Source organism: Nonomuraea roseola, from assembly GCF_039535395.1.
GTDB lineage: Bacteria > Actinomycetota > Actinomycetes > Streptosporangiales > Streptosporangiaceae > Nonomuraea > Nonomuraea roseola.
On sequence record NZ_BAAAXC010000015.1, the window covers coordinates 4976083 to 4993082 of the forward strand.

General features: G+C 71.8%; 17 protein-coding genes. 13 read left to right on the top strand and 4 right to left on the bottom strand.

The features are described from left to right. Positions 1-198: 198 nt before the first annotated feature. Both ABFX55_RS46975 and ABFX55_RS46980 read right to left on the bottom strand, forming a co-directional pair. Complete coding sequence (locus ABFX55_RS46975; RefSeq protein WP_346130433.1) at positions 199-537, bottom strand: hypothetical protein; 339 nt, start codon at positions 535-537, stop codon at positions 199-201. A gap of 103 nt (positions 538-640) precedes the next feature. Beyond that, complete coding sequence (locus ABFX55_RS46980; protein ID WP_346130435.1) at positions 641-790, bottom strand: hypothetical protein; 150 nt, start codon at positions 788-790, stop codon at positions 641-643. Between the two features lie 123 nt (positions 791-913). Between ABFX55_RS46980 and ABFX55_RS46985 the strand changes: the two genes are divergently transcribed. Continuing rightward, positions 914-2152, top strand: coding sequence for a sensor histidine kinase (locus ABFX55_RS46985; protein ID WP_346130436.1), 1239 nt, complete (start codon positions 914-916; stop codon positions 2150-2152). Here the strand turns inward: ABFX55_RS46985 and ABFX55_RS46990 are convergent. Beyond that, positions 2127-2777, bottom strand: a complete 651-nt coding sequence (locus tag ABFX55_RS46990; RefSeq protein WP_346130438.1) for a response regulator — start codon at positions 2775-2777, stop codon at positions 2127-2129. The two genes, ABFX55_RS46985 and ABFX55_RS46990, sit on opposite strands and share 26 nt — an antisense overlap. Positions 2778-2862: 85 nt before the next feature. Between ABFX55_RS46990 and ABFX55_RS46995 the strand changes: the two genes are divergently transcribed. The 6 genes from ABFX55_RS46995 to ABFX55_RS47020 all read left to right on the top strand — a co-directional run bounded on the left by ABFX55_RS46995 (position 2863) and on the right by ABFX55_RS47020 (position 10241). Beyond that, on the top strand, positions 2863-3051 hold the full coding sequence (locus ABFX55_RS46995) for a DUF6229 family protein (protein ID WP_346130440.1): 189 nt from the start codon (positions 2863-2865) through the stop codon (positions 3049-3051). Between the two features lie 16 nt (positions 3052-3067). Then, positions 3068-5905, top strand: coding sequence for a type 2 lanthipeptide synthetase LanM family protein (locus tag ABFX55_RS47000; protein ID WP_346130442.1), 2838 nt, complete (start codon positions 3068-3070; stop codon positions 5903-5905). A gap of 5 nt (positions 5906-5910) precedes the next feature. Then, positions 5911-7761: an ABC transporter ATP-binding protein gene (locus tag ABFX55_RS47005; RefSeq protein ID WP_346130443.1), complete on the top strand. Its 1851-nt coding sequence runs from the start codon at positions 5911-5913 to the stop codon at positions 7759-7761. 11 nt (positions 7762-7772) lie between these two features. Next, positions 7773-9101 carry an FAD-binding oxidoreductase gene (locus ABFX55_RS47010; RefSeq protein WP_346130445.1) on the top strand — a complete coding sequence of 443 codons (1329 nt, stop codon included), beginning with the start codon at positions 7773-7775 and terminating at the stop codon, positions 9099-9101. Between the two features lie 280 nt (positions 9102-9381). Then, entirely contained in the window at positions 9382-9636 is a 255-nt protein-coding gene (locus ABFX55_RS47015; RefSeq protein WP_346131509.1) for a hypothetical protein, read from the top strand. 77 nt (positions 9637-9713) lie between these two features. Then, the gene (locus ABFX55_RS47020) at positions 9714-10241 is read left to right on the top strand and encodes a methylated-DNA--[protein]-cysteine S-methyltransferase (protein WP_346130446.1); all 528 of its coding nucleotides are present in this window, start codon (positions 9714-9716) and stop codon (positions 10239-10241) included. A gap of 42 nt (positions 10242-10283) precedes the next feature. Here the strand turns inward: ABFX55_RS47020 and ABFX55_RS47025 are convergent, their stop codons facing one another. Beyond that, a complete protein-coding gene (locus ABFX55_RS47025; protein WP_346130448.1) occupies positions 10284-10571 on the bottom strand; it encodes an antitoxin in 288 nt (95 codons plus the stop codon). Positions 10572-10639: 68 nt separating this feature from the next. Here ABFX55_RS47025 and miaA point away from each other — a divergent pair, with 68 nt between their 5' ends. From miaA to ABFX55_RS47055, 6 genes are all read left to right on the top strand, one after another. Continuing rightward, positions 10640-11533 (top strand): tRNA (adenosine(37)-N6)-dimethylallyltransferase MiaA, encoded by an 894-nt coding sequence (gene miaA, locus ABFX55_RS47030; RefSeq protein WP_346130449.1) that lies wholly within the window; start codon positions 10640-10642, stop codon positions 11531-11533. Then, on the top strand, positions 11530-12336 hold the full coding sequence (gene dapF, locus ABFX55_RS47035; protein WP_346130451.1) for a diaminopimelate epimerase: 807 nt from the start codon (positions 11530-11532) through the stop codon (positions 12334-12336). The genes miaA and dapF overlap by 4 nt, the downstream gene beginning before the upstream one ends. Positions 12337-12378: 42 nt before the next feature. Beyond that, positions 12379-13134, top strand: a complete 756-nt coding sequence (locus tag ABFX55_RS47040) for an SCO6745 family protein (protein ID WP_346130453.1) — start codon at positions 12379-12381, stop codon at positions 13132-13134. Positions 13135-13153: 19 nt separating this feature from the next. After that, entirely contained in the window at positions 13154-15436 is a 2283-nt protein-coding gene (locus tag ABFX55_RS47045; RefSeq protein ID WP_346130455.1) for a tetratricopeptide repeat protein, read from the top strand. Continuing rightward, a complete protein-coding gene (locus ABFX55_RS47050) occupies positions 15437-16195 on the top strand; it encodes an SDR family NAD(P)-dependent oxidoreductase (RefSeq protein ID WP_346130457.1) in 759 nt (252 codons plus the stop codon). Between the two features lie 138 nt (positions 16196-16333). Next, positions 16334-16999: an HNH endonuclease family protein gene (locus ABFX55_RS47055; RefSeq protein ID WP_346130459.1), complete on the top strand. Its 666-nt coding sequence runs from the start codon at positions 16334-16336 to the stop codon at positions 16997-16999. Position 17000 lies beyond the last annotated feature (1 nt).

The window sequence follows — 17000 nt, forward strand, 5'->3', positions numbered from 1 at the left end:
CCCGGCCGTGTCGTCCGGGTGAAGGACCGGACCGATCTCCAGTCGGACCGGTGGATGCGCGCGCCAGTCGACTCCCATCTTGTCGCCGCCGGCGCCGTCTTGGACGTTGATGGTGTCGTTGCCGAGGCTGCCACTCATGGTGTCGACGCCGGAGGTGTCGGACAGGGTGTCGTTGCCGTTCTGTCCGGATGCGCGTGGTCAGGAGCAGGTGGCCAGGACGATGGAGACGACGGTGCAGCTGGCTGAGGCGCTGTCGTTGGCCGGGTTGGGGTCGGCCGGGGCGCTGGTGGTGCGGGTTGCGGTGACGGTGACCTGGCCCAGCGACAGCAGCGACAGCGGCACCCTGAAGGTCTTGTCGGTGCCGGCTCCGTTGGTGAGGGCGCCATAGGTGCAGGTGATCGTGGTGCCCGCCGCGGTGCAGCCGGCCGACAGGTCGGTCGCCGACCCGCCTGGCGGCAGGGTGGCCGCCACCGTGGCGGAGGTAACCACGTTCGGGCCGGTGTTGCGGGCGGCCATGGTGTATTCCAGGTACGGCACCAAGATGCCCAGGCGGGGTCGGGCGGCCAGGTCGACGTCGATGTCGGCGGCGGGCGCGGTGGTGATGGTGGAGTTTTCGGCGTCCGCGCGAGCCCGAAGTCGATCAGCCGGGAGCGTAGGGACCGAGCAGGACGTTGTCCGTTTTCATGTCCCTGCGGATCGCGCCCGCGTCGTGAATCGAGGTCAGCGCGGTGGCGACGCCGCTCGCCGGCCGGTACAGGTCTCCCGCGGTGAAGACCCTGCCGTTCCGCACGGCCGCGCCAGACCGGGCCCGCTCGGGGGCGCAAATCCGGACGTCCGTTTACGGCCTGCGCTTGAGATCACGTCGCGCTCGATGGAACTTTGAAGCCAGCTCGTCAGAAGGGCATCGATCTTCATGCAGCCACCACCCGCGCGTGACCCCGTCGAGCAGGCCGCGACGGGTGGGCGGGGCTCCCTCGGCTGGCGAGATCCGCTGTTCCTCGCGTCCAGGCCCAGCGGCGAGCGCGTGCGCCGGTTCGTGGCGATGCTGCTGATGTTGCAGCGGCTCAGCTACCTGCTGCCCGCGTTCGCGAGCCTGTTCGCCGAGGAGGCGCTCTTCTCCGACCGCGGCCGCAACGCGGTGCTGCTGGCGCTGGCGCTGGCCTGGAACGTGACGTTGTTCCACTGGGTCGCGCGGCGCGGCTGGTTCGTGCCCCGGGCCGTGGTGATCGACGTCCTTGCCACCTGCGCGTTCATGATCGGAGTCACCGGTGTCTGCCTGACCGAGTCGGGCACGTGTGTGACCAACTGGTCCTCGCACGCCCTGCTGGCGACCGGAGCGCTGATCGGAGCGGTCAGCGAGCGTCCGATCCAGTTCGCCGCCCTGCTGCCGCCGATCGTGGTCTACGCGATCGCGCACGCCGACGATCTCGGCCAGCGCTTCCCGCCCGTGCTGGAGATGGCTGTGCGCGTCAACAGCTACGTCTGGTTCGCGGTCATCGTCTTCTTCATCCGCCGCTACCTGGCCGCCCAGGCGACGCGGCTGGACGGGCTGGCCGAGCAGCGGTTGGCGGCCGAGGCGGAGCGGGTCGCCGAGCAGGCCCGGCTGGCGCACTACCGGCAGTTGCACGACACGGTCCTGGCCACGCTGACCGCGATCGCCCGAGGGGGGCTGGATCACCACACGGAGGAGGTGCGGCGGCGGTGCGCGGCCGACGCGGCCTACGTGCGGGCGCTGATCAGGCAGGACACCGCGGGCCCTGCCACCGGGCTGTGCAACGGCTTGGCCCGCGCCGTGGCCAGGGCGGCGGGGCTGGGGTTGTGCGTGCGCTACGCCGCCGAGGCGCTGCCCGAGGATCTGCCCGCCGACGTGGCCGTGGCCATGGCGGAGGCAGGCGCGGAGGCGCTCAACAACGCGGCCAGGCACTCCGGGGAGCGGGAGGCCTGGCTCACCGCCGTCGCGGTGGACGGCGTGGTCACCGTCCGCGTGGTCGACCGAGGCAGGGGCTTCGATCCCGGCTGGGTCGAGCCCGGCTACGGGTTGCGCTCCTCGGTCATCGGGCGCATGGCCGAGGTGGGCGGCAGCGCGAAGATCATCACGGCTCCCGGCGAGGGGGTGTGCGTGGAGCTCAGATGGTCAGGCCGTCCTCCCTGACGCGGGCGGCGAGCTCCAGCTTGGTGTAGGTGGGACGGCCCGCCTTCCGGTACTTGTCCTTGACGCGTTCCAGGTAGTTCTTGGCGGTCCCCGGCTGCACCCCGGCGCTGCGGGCCGCCGCGGTGAGCGTCATGCCGGAGGCATAGGCGAGCAGCACCGCACGCTCCTGCGGAGACAGGATGGGCCGATCGCCGTCCCGGTCGGCCAGCCAGCCCAGCGCCAGCTCGGGGGAGATGGCCACCTCCTCCTTCGCCACCTCTCTGATCTTCTCTACGAGGGCCGCCAGGTCGTGGTCCTTGGTGAGGTACCCTCCCGCTCCCGCGTCGATCATTTGCCTGGCCATGTCGCCCGAGGTCAGCACGCTGACCACGAGCACCCGCCGCCGCAGCCGCACCAGCGTGCGCACGTTGCCCACGGGGTCGGAGCGGTCGGCCAGCAGCAGGTCGAGCAGCACCACGTCGGCCGGTGAAGGCTCCGTTCCGAGCAGCTCGGCGACGGTCGCGGCCCGGCCGGTCAGCCGTACGTCGGGCACACCGGCCAGCCAGGCGGCCAGCCCCTCGATGAGCATCCGGTCATCGTCTACTACAGAAACGGTGATCACGCCTGTCTGTCTCATATCTCGCATGTCATGTCAAGTGCGCAGTTATGGCGGCTACCGGTTCACAGGGCGGGCAACGGATCATGGCGCCAAGTCCGAGAAGGGAGCAAGCATGACCGTCACGCTCGAAAGGGCCGAGGAGATCATCGCCGCCTGGAGGGTGGGCGACGAGCCGGACAGCCCGGTCGGCCCACTGCTGCCCGGCATGTACGTCGAGTCCGAGATCACCATGACCGGACCGGGCTACTCCGGCAAGTGCGGGACCGCCTGCTCAGGCTCCTACACCCGTTACTGCTGCTGAGCGGGGACCGGAGCTGATGGCCGGTGAGTTCGACCCTCCGCTGGACCCGCTGATCGGACCGGCTCTGGCCGACCTGGAGGCCCGGCTGGGGTCGCTCACCGGCCTCGCCCCGGCCGAGCGCGGCGCCATCCTGGCAGGCTCCGCGCAGTCCGTCGAGGAGGACGTCCGCCGCAAGATCACCAGGGTGCTGGTGCTGGAGCTGAACGCCGCCCGGCTGTCCGGGCGCCTGACCGCCGCCGACTCCGCCGCGCGATGGGAGGAATGGAAGCGAAGTGTGGCGGAACCGACGTTCTGGCACGACCTGGCGGTGCCGTACCCCGGCATGATGGCCAGGCTCACGATGGTGATACGCCATCGTTGCGAGGCCGCCTACCGCTTCGCCGAACGCTTCGCCGAGGACCGTGCGGCGCTGGCCACCCTTCCGGGAGCACCGTCAGGCGAGCTCGAACGTGTCGAGTTCGGCGCCGGAGACAGCCACCGGGGCGGGCAGACGGTCGTCGTGCTGCACGGCGAGGACGGCCGCGCGATCTACAAACCACGCTCGCTGGCGGTGGACGCGGCGCTCGCCGAGCTGCTCACCCACCTCGGCGCCTCTACCATGCGCGTGCCCACGGTCGTGACCAGGCAGGGGTACGGCTGGGCCGAGCACATCGAGCACCGCCACTGCGCCGACGCCGGAGAACTGCGCGCGTTCTATCGCGGCATGGGCCACTGGCTGGCGCTCATGCGCCTGCTCGGCGGCAGCGACCTGCACGCCGAGAACGTCATCGCCGCAGGACCGCACCCCGTGGTCGTCGACTGCGAGAGTCTGTTCACCCCGCACGCCAAGGCGCGTCCCTCGGGGTACGGCCAGGCCGTCGACCTGGCGGTGGAGCTGGTGGACACCTCGGTGATGCGTACCGGGCTGCTCCCGGGACGGGGGGTGGCCCTGGGCTGGCGGGGCGTGGACATGTCGGCGGCGGGCGCACTGCCCGGCCAGCAGCCGCAGGTCGAACTGCCGGTGGTGCTCGGCGCGGGCACCGACAGCCCCCGGATGGGCACCGAGCGGGTGGAGCTGCCCCCGGCGGCCAACCATCCCAGCCCCGAGCCGGTGCTCGGCCACTACTGGGACGTGATCATCGCAGGATTCGACGAGCTCGACGACCGCCTGACCGAATTGGACCGGTCGGGCAAGGTGGAGTCGCTGCTGGCGGGTTTCGCCGACTGCCCGGTCCGCGCGGTGCTGCGCTCCACCGAGTCGTACGCCGAGCTGGGCCGCATGCTCTGGCATCCCGTCGCGCTGCACGACGAGGCGCCCGCCCGCGCGAAGGCCGCCGCGTTACTGGCCAAGATGTCGGAGAACGTGCCGGGCGCTCCCGGCGACCCCGCCATCATCGCCGCCGAGGTGAACGAGCTGTGCCACGGTGACATCCCGATGTTCGACACCACCCCGCGCGTCGGCGTGCTGCGCGGCCCCGGGGGCACCAGGTGCGGTCCGGAACGCGATCTCATCGCCGACGCCGTCGCCCGGTGGCGGGCGCGCGACCACGCCCTGGACCGTCGGGTGGCGCAGGCGGCGCTGGTCAGCGCCTACCTCAACGAGGGCTGGATGCCGGAGGACAAGCAGCTCTCGCCTGGCCTGATCCGTACCGACCGCCTGGAGCCCCGGCGGCGCGCGGCCGCGGCCGGCATCATGCGCGGCGTGCTGGACAGTGCCGTGCGCGGCACGGACGGCACGGTCACCTGGATCACGCCCGCGCTCAACCCCACCGGCTGGGCCGTACAGCCGCTGTCGGCCGACCTGTACGGCGGAGCCCACGGCGTTGCGTTCTTGCTGACCGCGTACACCCAGGAGGCCGCCAACGGCAGGGCCGAGCCGATCGAGGAGCTATCCGGCCTCCTGGAGGCGGTCCTGCGCACCATCCGCCTCACGGAAGACCGCGACGCCGCCATGCGGCGGGAGGACATGCGGATGCGGCCGGAGCCCCCCGGCGCCTACCTCGGGATCACCTCGCAGGTGTGGGGCTGGCTGCGGCTGCGCGCCTTCGGCGTGGCCGGAGAGGAGGCGCTGGCGCGTGCCCTCGCGCTGGCCGAACTGCTCCCGGAGTCGATCGAGGCCGACGACAGCTACGATCTGCTCTCCGGGATGGCGGGGGCGATCGTCCCTCTTCTGCGGCTGAGCGAGCAGGCCGGGCAAGCGCGGTGGGCCGAGCTGGCCCGATCGATCGGAGCGCGCCTCGCCGGCCTGGCGGAGCGCCGCTCCGGCGGGGCCTGCTGGCCCAGCCCGCGCTTCCCGCAGGGGCTCGGGGGGCTGGCTCATGGCGCCACCGGCATCGGCTGGGCCCTGTCGCGGTTGGCGGAATCCCCCGGTGGCCCCGACGGCCTGCGGGAGCTGGCCGAGGCGGCGTTCGCCTACGAGGACACCCTCTACGACCCGGGCCAGCGTGGCTGGGTGGACCTGCGCGGGAACGGCTTCACCGCCGCCGCATGGTGCCATGGCGCGGGCGGGGTCGGGATCGTCGCCGCCGACCGGCTGGCCCGTGAGGGCGGCGCCCGATGGCGCGACAGGCTGGCGCGCGCCGCCGCCTCCTGCTGGGCCGACGGCACAGGATGGAACCACACGCTCTGCCACGGCGATCTCGGGTCCTGGGAAGTGATCGAGCACGCTCGAGCGGCCGGGGTCGCGCCGGTGGACCGGGCGCGGCTGGACGCCCACATCCTGGGCAGCCTGGAGGCCAACGGCCCGGTCAGCGGCCTGGCCAGGGACGCCTTCGCGCCGGGCCTGCTACCCGGGCTGGGCGGGGTGGCCTACCAGCTGTTGCGCATGCACCCGGACTGCGCGCTGCCTTCCGTCCTGCTCCCGGACCCGGAGTGAGCGATATGGAGGAGGAACTCGTCACTCCCTACTGGCACCTGGATCGGCCGGACGGACCTCGGCGTACGCTGCGGCGCCTGCCGGCGCTCACCACACCGGTGCTGCGACTCATCTGGCAGTGCGGGCGGTGGCCCGCACTCACCATCCTCGCCCTCCAGCTCGCCTCGGGCGCCGCGACGGCCAGCGGGCTGCTGGCGACCACGGCGGTGCTGGACGAGCTGCTGGCCGCGGGGGCGGCGCCCGATCGGCTCCTGGCGGCGATGCCCGGCCTGGCCCTGGTCGCCGCGATCGTGGCGCTGCGCGGGGCGGCCGAGGCAGCAGTGGAGCTGGCCAGAGCGCGGCTGGAGCCCGCGCTGCGGCGGGCGGCGGAGGAGCGGCTGTTCGCCGCCTCCCTCGGCGTACAGCTGGCCGACTTCGACGACGTGGACTTCTACGAGGGCCTGCACCGGGCACGCGACCGCGGGCTGTTCCACCTCGACCGCGCGGTGGGCAACACCATCGACCTGCTCGGCGCCACCTGCGGGGTGACGGCGGCGGCCATCGGGCTGGCCGTCCTGCACCCGCTGCTTGTGCCGCTGATCGTGGCCGGCGTGATCCCGGAGGCGTGGGCGGTGCTGAAGGCCGCGCAGCGCGGATACGCGGGCATGAGAGGCATGGTCACGCTGAACCGCCGAGTGGATATGCTCGCCGAGCTGGCCACCGAGCGCGAACCGGCGGGCGAGTTGCGGGCCTGCCAGGCCCAGCCGTACGTGCTGGCCGAATACCGCCAGGCGGCAGACGCGCTGAAGGAGGAGGAGACGCGGGTCGGGCTGTCCATGGCGCGGGTCAGAGCCGCGGGCCGCGCGGCGGGCGGTCTGGCCATGGCCGGGGTGCTGGCCGTACTCGGGCTGATGCTGCACGCCGGCTGGATCGCGCTGGCCGGGGCGGGCACCGCGGTGATCGCTGTCAGGGTGGCGGCCGCCGCGCTGAGGCAGCTCGCCCAGGCCGCCAATCAGCTGTTCGAGCAGTCCCTGTACGTGGCCGACTACCACGACTTCCTCGCCGACGCCGAGACCAGGAGGCGACCGGCAGGCGGTACGGCGGCGCCGCGCTGTCCCGAACGCATCACCCTGCACGGCGTCGGCTTCACCTATCCGGGCAGCCGGCGCCCCGCGCTGCGGGAGATCGACCTGACCATCCACGCGGGCCAGACGATCGCGCTGGTCGGCGAGAACGGTTCCGGCAAGACCACGCTGGCCAGGCTGCTGGCCGGGCTCTACCGGCCCACCAGCGGCACCATGCGATGGGACGGGCTCGACAGCGCCGACCTGGATCCGGACACTCTGGCCGACCGGGTGGTCCTGGTGCCGCAGCACCCGGTCCGCTGGCCGCACGACGCCAGGACCAACGTCCGCATGGGCCGCCACGACCGCCAGGACCCGGGAGACCACGCCCTGCGCGAGGCCGCCTCGCTCGCCGCGGCCGACGACATGGTCACCGGTCTACCCGCCGGCTGGCACACCCTGCTGTCCAGGCAATTCAGGGGCGGTCATGAGCTGTCGGCGGGGCAGTGGCAACGCCTGGCCGTGGCCCGCGGGCTGTTCCGCGACGGGCCCCTGCTGATCTGGGACGAGCCGACCGCGCCGCTGGACGCCAAAGCGGAGTACGCCGTCTACGAGACGCTCCGCAAGATCGCGGGAGAGCGGACCGTCCTGCTCATCACGCACCGGCTGACGAGCGTGCGGCACGCCGACCGCATCTACCTGCTGCACCGGGGGCGCGTCGCAGAGGAGGGCACGCACGAGGAACTGCTGGCGTTGCGGGGACGCTACGCCGAGCTGTACGCGTTGCAGACAGGGAAGGCGGCCCGCCGATGAGGGGCCCGCGCATGATCCACCCCGGTGAGCCGGGCTACCAGTCGCGGCGCAAGGCCTTCCTCGGCACGCTCGCCGAGGAACTGCCCGCCGCCGTGGCCTGCTGCGCCTCGGAAGCGGACGTGGTGAGCGTTCTGGAGCTCGTCCGCGCCCGCGGCCTGCCGTTCGCGCTGCGCGGCGGCGGCCACAGCTTCGCCGAGCACTCCTCCACGACCGGGCTGCTCGTCGACCTCGGCGCGATGAAGGCGATCGAGGTCGGCGCTGAGAGCGTGCGGGTGGGCCCTGGCGTGCAGATCGGCGAGCTGGCCCGGCGCCTGGCCGAGCACGGGCGCATGGTGCCCTGCGGCTGGTGCCCCACGGTGGGCGTGGTCGGAGCGGTGCTCGGCGGCGGATACGGCGTGTTCGGCCGCCTGTACGGGCTCGGCGCCGACCATCTGCTGGCGGCTCGCGTGGTCCTGGCCGACGGGCGGAGCGTCGAGGCGGGAGACGACCTGCTGTGGGCGCTGCGCGGAGCCGGTGGCGGCAACTTAGGCGTGGTCACACAGTTGACACTGCGCACCCGGCCCATCGTGCCGATCACCACCGTCCAGGCGATCTGCGGCTTCGGCCGCGCCGCCGATCTCATCGACGCCTGGCAGCACTGGGCGCCCGAAGCACCGGACGAGGTCAACCTGGAGATCGCCGTCATCTCGGGCGACGAGCCCGAAGAACCGCCCTACGCCGTGCTCTTCGGCATCGTCGCCGGGCCGGAGGAGTGGGCCAGGAAGCTGGTCGGCGAGCTCGCGCCGTTGGACCGGCTCCGGCTCACCCGCGTGGAAGGCGCCGCGGCCGCCTGCCACCACGCCTACGCCGACGGCGGGGAGGGCGCCGTCACGGAGCTGCCGTACGGCGAGCGGCCAGGGCTTCGCCTGAACAAGTCGGGCTTCTTCGACGGGTACCTGCCCAGGACGGCCGTCGAGGACCTGCTGGGACGGCTCGCCGCCGACCGCGTGCGCGGCGAGATCCGGGATCTGGAGTTCGTGCCCTGGGCGGGCGCGATCGCCCGCGTCGCCCCAGGCGCGAGCGCCTTCGTCCACCGCGCCCCGCGCTTCCTGCTCAAGCAGGCCGTCCAGGTGGGATTCCGCGCCACCGACAGCCGCAGACGGGACGCGCACGCGTGGCTGTGCCGGTCGTGGGCGCGGCTGTCGCCGTGGGCCTCAGGCGCGGTCTACCCTAACTACCCCGACGCCGACCTGGAGAACTGGGCGCAGGCGTACTACGGGAGCAACCTGCCGCGGCTGCGGGAGGTGAAGGCCGCCTACGACCCCGGCGGCCTGTTCCGCTTCGCTCAGTCCCTGCGCTGAAGCGGTCCGCGCCCGCCAGCCATGGCAGGGGCACCTTTCCCGACCCCACCAAGACGATAGTCAACCTCATCCCTGCCTCCTGACTCTCCCCTGCGATGGGAAGCGGCGGCGGTGAAAGAGCCCCCGAGGGGCCGGACAGGGTCCCGTCGCGACGGGTGAACGTGTCGGACAGGATGCCACCGGCCAGCGGCGACCATGCCGCTCGTACAACACCTTGCCGGCGCGGACCACGTCGTCCAGGGCCCGGATGGTCTCTTCGATCGGGGTGCCGGGATCCCCGATGTGGACCCGCAGCAGGCTGTTCGGCACCGCTCCCGGCTGGTGGAGCGCGGCTGCGGTCGCCTACCTGATTCTGGGCCTGGTCGCGATCGTCGGGCTCCGTGCCAGGATGCCGTCGAGCGCGGCGGTGGCCAGGCGGGCCGTGAGCTCCGATGATCGTCATCGACGCGGCCTCGCCGGTGCCGCCGTTCGAGCAGCCTCGTGGATCTCGTCCGGCAGCGGATCCGCCGCTCGCCCGGCGCCGTGGTTCCGGTAGGGAGCCATGAGGGAGAACCTCCTGGACGACCCTCGTAGGATGTGATTCCTGGCAGTTCTACCTGTTGTGGTGAGGACATGATGACCACCGTTGGCGGCACTGTTGTCGGCACCGTCGCGTTCGCCGAACTGCCGACGCCGGTCGGTCGCTTCGTGCTGGCCGTCACAGAGGAGGGCCTCGTCGCCTCAGGCTGGGGTTCCAGACCGCGGCTGAAGGACCTGGTCGAAGTCGACGATCCCGGCCGTACGGCCGGCGCCGTGGCGGAGCTGACCGATTACTTCGCCGGTCGGCTTCGCGCCTTCGAGACGCCCATCGACTGGCGGTTCGTCTCGCCCACCCCGCGCCAGGTGCTCCAGGCGCTGCACCGGGTGCCCTTCGGCACGGTCGTGACCTACGGCGAGCTGGCGCGGCGGGCGCATTCGAGTGTCCCCGCCCGAGGCATCGGCTCGATCATGGGCGCCAACCCCATCCCGATCGTGGTGCCCTGCCACCGCGTGGTGGCGGGCAACGGGCTCGGCGGGTTCAGCGGCGGCGAGGGCGTGGAGACCAAGCGCTGGCTGCTCACCCACGAGGGCTACCTGCAGCCGACGCTGCTCGACCTCTGACGATCACCGGGACCGCCGGGCGCGGCGGCCCCGGTCCCGTCATCAGCCCTGCTGGCCGTCGATCCGGTCGGCGGCGTCCCTCGCCTTGTCGGCGCCGGTGTCGATGTGGTCGGTGTACTTGCCCCCCGTGGCCGAGTCCGCAGCTCCTGCGGCCTTGTCGATGTGGCTGTTCGCCGCGTCCTCGGCCGTGTCCTTCAGGCCGTCGAGCGGGTCGCCAGAGGAGTCCTTCCCCTGCGCGGGTGTTCCTTCGGCGTTCGTCGCCTGCTCGGGAACGTTGCGCGACTTCTCCTCGCCGCCCAGCATCTCCTTGACCTTGTCAAAGATCGACATGACAATCCCCCGATTTGTGTCGATGCACTGGGACGAGTCATACCCCGAGGGTTGACACACTTATCCGTGTGGGCAAGCAGCCAGTCATCGCCGTCGTCGGACCGACCGCGGCCGGAAAGTCCGATCTCGCCGTGGATCTGGCACTCCGGCTGGGTGGGGAATGCATCAATACCGACTCCATGCAGCTTTACCGAGGAATGGACATCGGTACCGCCAAACTCACCCAGGAAGAGCGCAGAGGGGTCCCGCACCACCTCCTGGACATCTGGGACGTGACGGTCACGGCGAGCGTGGCGGAGTACCAGCGTCTGGTCAGGCCGCTCATGGACGCCATCGAGGTGCCGATCCTCGTGGGCGGCTCCGGCCTCTACGTCCGCGCGGCACTCGACGACCTCGACTTTCCCGGCACCGATCCTTCGATCAGGGCCAGGCTCGAGGACGAGCTGGCCGGGGTGGGGTCGGGGGCGCTGTACGAGCGGTTGAGAGCGCTCGACCCGAAGGCCGCGGAGGCGATCCTGCCCAGCAACGGGCGCAGGATCGTGCGCGCCCTCGAGGTCATCGAGCTGACGGGGCGGCCCTTCTCGGCGAGCATGCCCTCCTACGACGCCCTGTATCCCAGCGTTCAGATCGGCGTGGAGGTGCCGAGGCCGGTCCTCGACGAGCGCATCGAGCTGCGGGTCCGGCGCATGTGGGAGGCGGGCCTGGTCGACGAGGTGCGCGGGCTGCTCCCGCTCGGCCTGGCGCACGGCCGTACGGCAGGCAGGGCCCTCGGCTACGCGCAGGCGCTGCGCTTCCTCCAAGGGGAGTGGAGCGAGGACCAGGCCTTCGAGGAGACCGTCAGGGCCACGCGCAGGTTCGCCAGGCGGCAGGAGTCGTGGTTCCGCCGCGACCCCAGGGTGCTCTGGCTGCCCTTCGACGCGGGGGACCTGCTCCAGCAGGCCCTCGATAGGGTTGTGGCATGAGATTTCTCAAAGGGCACGGCACCGAGAACGACTTCGTCATCCTTCCCGACCCTGACGGAGCGCTCGACCTGCCCCCCGCCACGGTGGCCGCGATCTGCGACCGCAGGACCGGCATCGGCGCCGACGGCGTGCTCCACGTGATGCGCACCAAGGCCAGCCACGAGGTGGCCGACCAGGCCGACAGCGCCGAGTGGTTCATGGACTACCGCAACGCCGACGGCAGCGTCGTCGAGATGTGCGGCAACGGCGTGCGGGTCTTCGCCCGCTACCTGGTCTCCGCAGGCCTGGCCTCGCCGGGCGAGTTCGCCGTCGCCACCAGGGGAGGGCTCAAGCTGGTCCGCATCGAGGCCGACGGTGACGTGCGCGTCGACATGGGCAAGCCCGTCGTGCTCGGTGAGAGCGTCACCACCGTCAGCGGCCACGAGTTCACCGGGCTGCACATCGACATGGGAAACCCGCACCTGGCCTGCGCCATCGGCGAGCCGGTCGTCCAGCTCGACCTCGGCCACCAGCCCGGCTTCGACCCGGGAGTCTTCCCCACGGGGGTGAACATCGAGCTGTTCAACCCGGTCGGGCAGCGCAGGGCCGTGATGCGCGTGTTCGAGCGCGGCTCGGGAGAGACCCGCTCGTGCGGCACGGGAGCCGTCGCCACCGCCGTGGCCGCCGCGCACCTGGCGGGCGAGAGCACCGGCACATGGAACATCGACGTGCCGGGCGGCCACCTGACGGTCACGCTGGAGGAGGAGACGAGCTACCTCGCGGGACCCGCGGTGATCATCGCCTCGGGCGAACTGAGCCTCTGACGACTCTTGCAGAATGATGTTCTGCTGAGCGATGCTGGCCGCATGGTCGACTCCAAGCACACGGCGGCGGCGGTCAAGGGCACGATCGGCAGGCTGGGCGGCGGCTTCATGGTCTCCAGGGAGGCCAAGGAGCTCTGCGCGCGAACCGGGCTCGGTCCGCGAGAGCTGTACTTCCGCGGCAGGTGCGGCGTCCTCGGCGAGGTGGACGCCGACGTCGTCACCTCGGTCGCCGTCTTCTTCCCCGCCGCCCACGTGCGCGAGAGCTGGGAGGGCGGCAGGAAGCTGCCCGTCGAGGAGGCGGTCGCGCTCTACGCCGGGGCGTGTCACGCATGGGGCAGGCGCAGGCTGAGCGAAGCCGAGGCCTGCGGCCGCCTGGCCGAGCTGCTGGAGAAGGTGGCGGGCGCCGCGTCGGTCCTGGGAGCGCCGCTGTTCGCGGGCTGGAGGGCGGTGCCGCTGCCGGACGAGCCCATCGCCAGGGCCACCCAGCTCATGCACGTCGTGAGGGAGCTGCGCGGCGGCCTGCACGCCGTTGCCGTCCTCGCCAAGGGGCTCGACCCGCTGATGGCGACCCTGGCCGCCGACCACGAGGGCACGCCGCTCGGCATCTCCTCCGGCGAGAGCATGGCGCGCTTCTTCACCTGGCCCGAGCCCTACCCCGCGCTCGACGAGGAGACGATCGCGCGCAGGCGGGAGGCCGAGGATCTGACGGACGAGCTGATGGCACCCGCCTTCTCCGTCCTGACCGAGGCGGAACGCGACGAGGTCGTCACCTTGATGCGTTTGGGGCATGTCCATTGACCTGGCAGACTGACTGCCCATGGACGTGGACATCTGGGCCTGGGTCGGCGAAACCCAGCAGCAGCTTTCTGAGGCAGGTAACGCCGGGTTCGCCATGGCGCTGGGTGATCTGCCCGCACAGGCTTACGAGGGGCGATACCCGCAGCTCGACGTGATGGCCCCGGCGATCGCACAGCAGGCCGAGAGCGTCGACCTGCCCTGGCTTGAGTTCTACGCCCGCTACTGGCACCTCATCGGCCGCGTCGGCGACAGGGCGCAGGGCGCCGTCGCCATCGGCGACGCCGAGAGCCTCGTGGCGTTCGCCCAGCGCGAAGACGTGCGCGAGTGCCCCTCGGTCCCCGCGGCCGTCGAGGCGCTCGCCGTCGCGCAGGCCAACGCCGACGGTCCCGGCTACGCCGCCGACCGCCTGGCCCTGCTCGGCCCCGCCATCGAGGCGCTCGAGCCGACCGACGCCGCCTACGCGGGCCTGGTGACCCAGTATGTCTCCGCGCTCACCGACGCGGGCCGCGCGGACGAGGCCGTCTCCTACGCCGAGACCGCGATCCAGCGCCTGGGCGCGGTCGGCCGCGCGGCGAGCTGGGAGCTGGGCGCCGAGAGCTCACGCGCGCTGCTGGCCCTCGGCCGCGCCGACGACGCACTGGCCGCCATCCAGGCCGCCGCCGACTTCAAGCCTGACGACCCGGTCGCCAAGCCCCACCGCGAGGGCGTGCGCCGCTCGCTCATCCTCGCCACCCTCGAGCGCACGGCCGAGGCCGTCGACGCGCTGCCCGACCTCGACGTCGTCGGCGACCACCCGCGCGACTTCGTGGAGTGGGCCCAGGCCGTCAACAAGCTGGCGGGCTCCGCGCAGATCACCAACACCTGGCAGCTGGGCAGGGTCCTGCGCCAGTGGATCGACTACTTCGGCATGATGGGCGGCTACCGCGCCCGCGTCGAGCTCGCGCTGATCGCCGGCGAGCTCGCGGTCGCGCGTCAGGGTGTGTGGCAGGCCGAGCTTCTCGCCGACCTGGCCGAGCAGGGCTCCGCGGAGCTGCGTTCGGCCGAGGGCGTGGCCGAGCGGGTCGCGGCCCTGCGCGCGGCCGCCGCGGCGACCACGGCTCCCGAGGCCACCAGCCCGCTGGAGGAGCGCGTCGCCTACTTCGACGCCGCCGACGGCATCAACGCCAACCCCGAGGAGTGGGTCGGCTGGCTGGCCCCGCTGTCGGGCAAGGACATCGAGGCCACCCGCCGCCACACCACCACGCTCGGCTTCCTCGGCTACCCGGTCACCGGCGCCGACATCTACTGGAAGATGCTCGTCGACACCGGCCAGATCGCCACCGCCGACGCCCAGGACCTCGACTTCCTGACCAACCTGCTCGTCGAGGCCCGCCAGGACGAGCGCCTCGAGCAGATGGCCGAGCTGCTGCCGCCCGCGGGCAAGCACCTCGCGCTGGCCAGGCTCCACATCGCCCGCGAGCGATGGGAGCAGGCGGCCTCCGAGGCCGAGCAGGCCATGGAGGCGGGCGCCGGCATCGAGGCCAGGCGCGCGTTCGCGAGCGCCGCCCAGCAGCTCGACCAGGACGCCAAGGGCGCTCTGGCGCTGCGCGAGGCCCTCGACAGCGACGACATGACCGACGAGGACGTCTGGCGCATGATCGTCATGGCGACCTCCGCCGAGGACTGGGAGACCGTCCGCATCGGCGCCAAGCGGGTCGGCATGCCGATCAAGTCGTCCGAGGGGCCGATCGAGGAGGAGCTGGGCCTGGTCAGGATCATCCTGCCCGCGCCCGACGGCGGCCAGCGTCAGGTGCTGTCCATCCGCACGGGCCCGGCCACGGCCAGGCTGGCGCTGCCGCAGCCGCGCGGCATGGAGTACAACGCGGGCGACCTTGTCGTCTTCGACCCGCAGCTGCTCGAGCCCATCCCCGACGACCCCGAGGAGCAGCAGAACTTCGTGCCGCCGTTCGCGGCCGTGCGCATGCTGCGTCCAGGCGGCTACACCAGCTACTTCTTCGACGGCGCCGCTCCGAGCGAGGCCGACTGGGCCGAGTTCACCGAGGTCATGGCCGAGCGCGGCTGGCCGATGTGGGTCTACAGCGACGAGAACTACCGCGTCACCCACCCGACCTCCGGCGAGCAGCTGCCCGGCGTGTTCGGCTGGGTCGCGGTCCCTCCGAACGTGGAGGCGGTCGAGGTCGACGCGCTGCTCGACGACGCCACCGAGCGCTGGGTGCACCCGCTGGCCTGGCTCGACCTGGCAAGAGAGGTCGACGTCGAGGTCGAGCGGCACGAGCGGATCACCAAGGAGTACGGTCTCTAGATGCTCGAACGGTTCAGCCTTCAGGGAAAGGTCGCCATCGTCACCGGAGCCTCGTCGGGGCTCGGGGTGGCCTTCGCGCGAGGGCTGGCCGAGGCGGGCGCCGACATCGTGATCGGCGCCCGTCGCAAGGACCGGCTCGAGTCGACGCGGCAGCTGGTGGAGGCGACGGGACGGCGCTGCGTGGCCGTCCCCACGGACGTGAGCGTCGTCGCCGACTGCGACGCGCTGGTCCAGGCCGCGATGTCGGCCTTCGGGGCCGTCGACGTGCTGGTCAACAACGCGGGGGTGGGCACCGCGGTGCCCGCCACGCGGGAGACGCCCGAGCAGTTCAGGCAGGTCGTCGACGTCAACCTGCACGGCACCTACTGGATGGCCCAGGCCTGCGGGCGGGTCATGCGGCCAGGGTCGTCGATCATCAACGTGGGCAGCGTGCTCGGCGAGACGACGGCGGGGCTGCCGCAGGCCGCCTACAGCGCCTCGAAGGCGGCCGTGATCGGGCTGACCAGAGACCTGGCGCAGCAGTGGACGGGCCGCAAGGGCATCAGGGTCAACTGCCTGGAGCCCGGATTCTTCCACTCGGAGATGACCGAGACCTACCAGCCGGGATACCTGGAGGCGACGCTGGAGGCGCGCGTGCCGATGCGCCGCGCGGGCGACCCCGCTGAACTGGTGGCCGCCGCGATCTTCCTTGCCGGCGACGCCTCGTCCTACATCACCGGCGTCACCCTCCCCGTCGACGGCGGTCTCCTCACCACCTGACCGCTGCCGTCCGCCCCGCGGGATAGGAGGCGGGCGTCGAGGTGCCGTCTGGGCAGGTCATCACGGGGACACATGCCCACGCCATTCGCTTTGTCTCTAGTTGAATGCGTGCTTGGTGCCATTGCCTAGACTTTAACCGTGAATAGGAAACTCTTGGTGGGTTTGGCCTCTCTGGCGCTGGTGACCGGATGCGGGCCCACCCAGGCCGCCGACCTCGAGTCCGACGCCGGCAAGCCGCCGTCAGCCGACATCGGCAAGGCGCGCGACGACCTGAAGAAGCTGGCCGTCAAGGGCCGTGCCCCGAAGACCGGCTTCGAACGCGAGAAGTTCGGCCCCGCCTGGGCCGACGTCGACCGCAACGGATGCGACACGCGCAACGACATACTCAAGCGGGACCTGCGCGAGGAGACGTTCAAGAAGGGGACGCACGACTGCATCGTGCTGACCGGGATCCTCGACGACCCGTACTCAGGCAAGACCATCAAGTTCACGCGCGGCCAGGACACCAGCATGGCCGTCCAGATCGACCACCTCATCCCGCTGTCGGACGCCTGGCAGAAGGGCGCCCAGCAGTGGAGCAAGGACAAGCGCAAAGAGTTCGCCAACGACCCGCTGAACCTGCTGGCCGTGGACGGCCCACTCAACAACCAGAAGAGCGACGCCGACGCGGCGACATGGCTGCCGCCGCGCAAGGCGTACAGGTGCGCCTACATCGCCAGGCAGGTCAAGGTGAAGACGAAGTACGCGCTGTGGGTCACCGCGGCGGAGAAGGCGGCGATGGACGGGATCCTGTCCTCCTGCTGAC

Bases quoted from the DNA above. Each gene is read 5' to 3' on its own strand.
- ABFX55_RS47020 (WP_346130446.1), top strand. From the start codon at position 9,714: ATGATGACCACCGTTGGCGGCACTGTTGTCGGCACCGTCGCGTTCGCC.
- ABFX55_RS47045 (WP_346130455.1), top strand. From the start codon at position 13,154: ATGGACGTGGACATCTGGGCCTGGGTCGGCGAAACCCAGCAGCAGCTT.
- ABFX55_RS47025 (WP_346130448.1), bottom strand. From the start codon at position 10,571: ATGTCGATCTTTGACAAGGTCAAGGAGATGCTGGGCGGCGAGGAGAAG.
- ABFX55_RS47010 (WP_346130445.1), top strand. From the start codon at position 7,773: ATGATCCACCCCGGTGAGCCGGGCTACCAGTCGCGGCGCAAGGCCTTC.
- ABFX55_RS47005 (WP_346130443.1), top strand. From the start codon at position 5,911: ATGGAGGAGGAACTCGTCACTCCCTACTGGCACCTGGATCGGCCGGAC.
- ABFX55_RS46990 (WP_346130438.1), bottom strand. From the start codon at position 2,777: ATGCGAGATATGAGACAGACAGGCGTGATCACCGTTTCTGTAGTAGAC.
- dapF (WP_346130451.1), top strand. From the start codon at position 11,530: ATGAGATTTCTCAAAGGGCACGGCACCGAGAACGACTTCGTCATCCTT.
- ABFX55_RS47000 (WP_346130442.1), top strand. From the start codon at position 3,068: ATGGCCGGTGAGTTCGACCCTCCGCTGGACCCGCTGATCGGACCGGCT.
- ABFX55_RS46995 (WP_346130440.1), top strand. From the start codon at position 2,863: ATGACCGTCACGCTCGAAAGGGCCGAGGAGATCATCGCCGCCTGGAGG.
- ABFX55_RS47015 (WP_346131509.1), top strand. From the start codon at position 9,382: ATGTGGACCCGCAGCAGGCTGTTCGGCACCGCTCCCGGCTGGTGGAGC.
- ABFX55_RS47040 (WP_346130453.1), top strand. From the start codon at position 12,379: ATGGTCGACTCCAAGCACACGGCGGCGGCGGTCAAGGGCACGATCGGC.
- ABFX55_RS47050 (WP_346130457.1), top strand. From the start codon at position 15,437: ATGCTCGAACGGTTCAGCCTTCAGGGAAAGGTCGCCATCGTCACCGGA.
- ABFX55_RS46985 (WP_346130436.1), top strand. From the start codon at position 914: ATGCAGCCACCACCCGCGCGTGACCCCGTCGAGCAGGCCGCGACGGGT.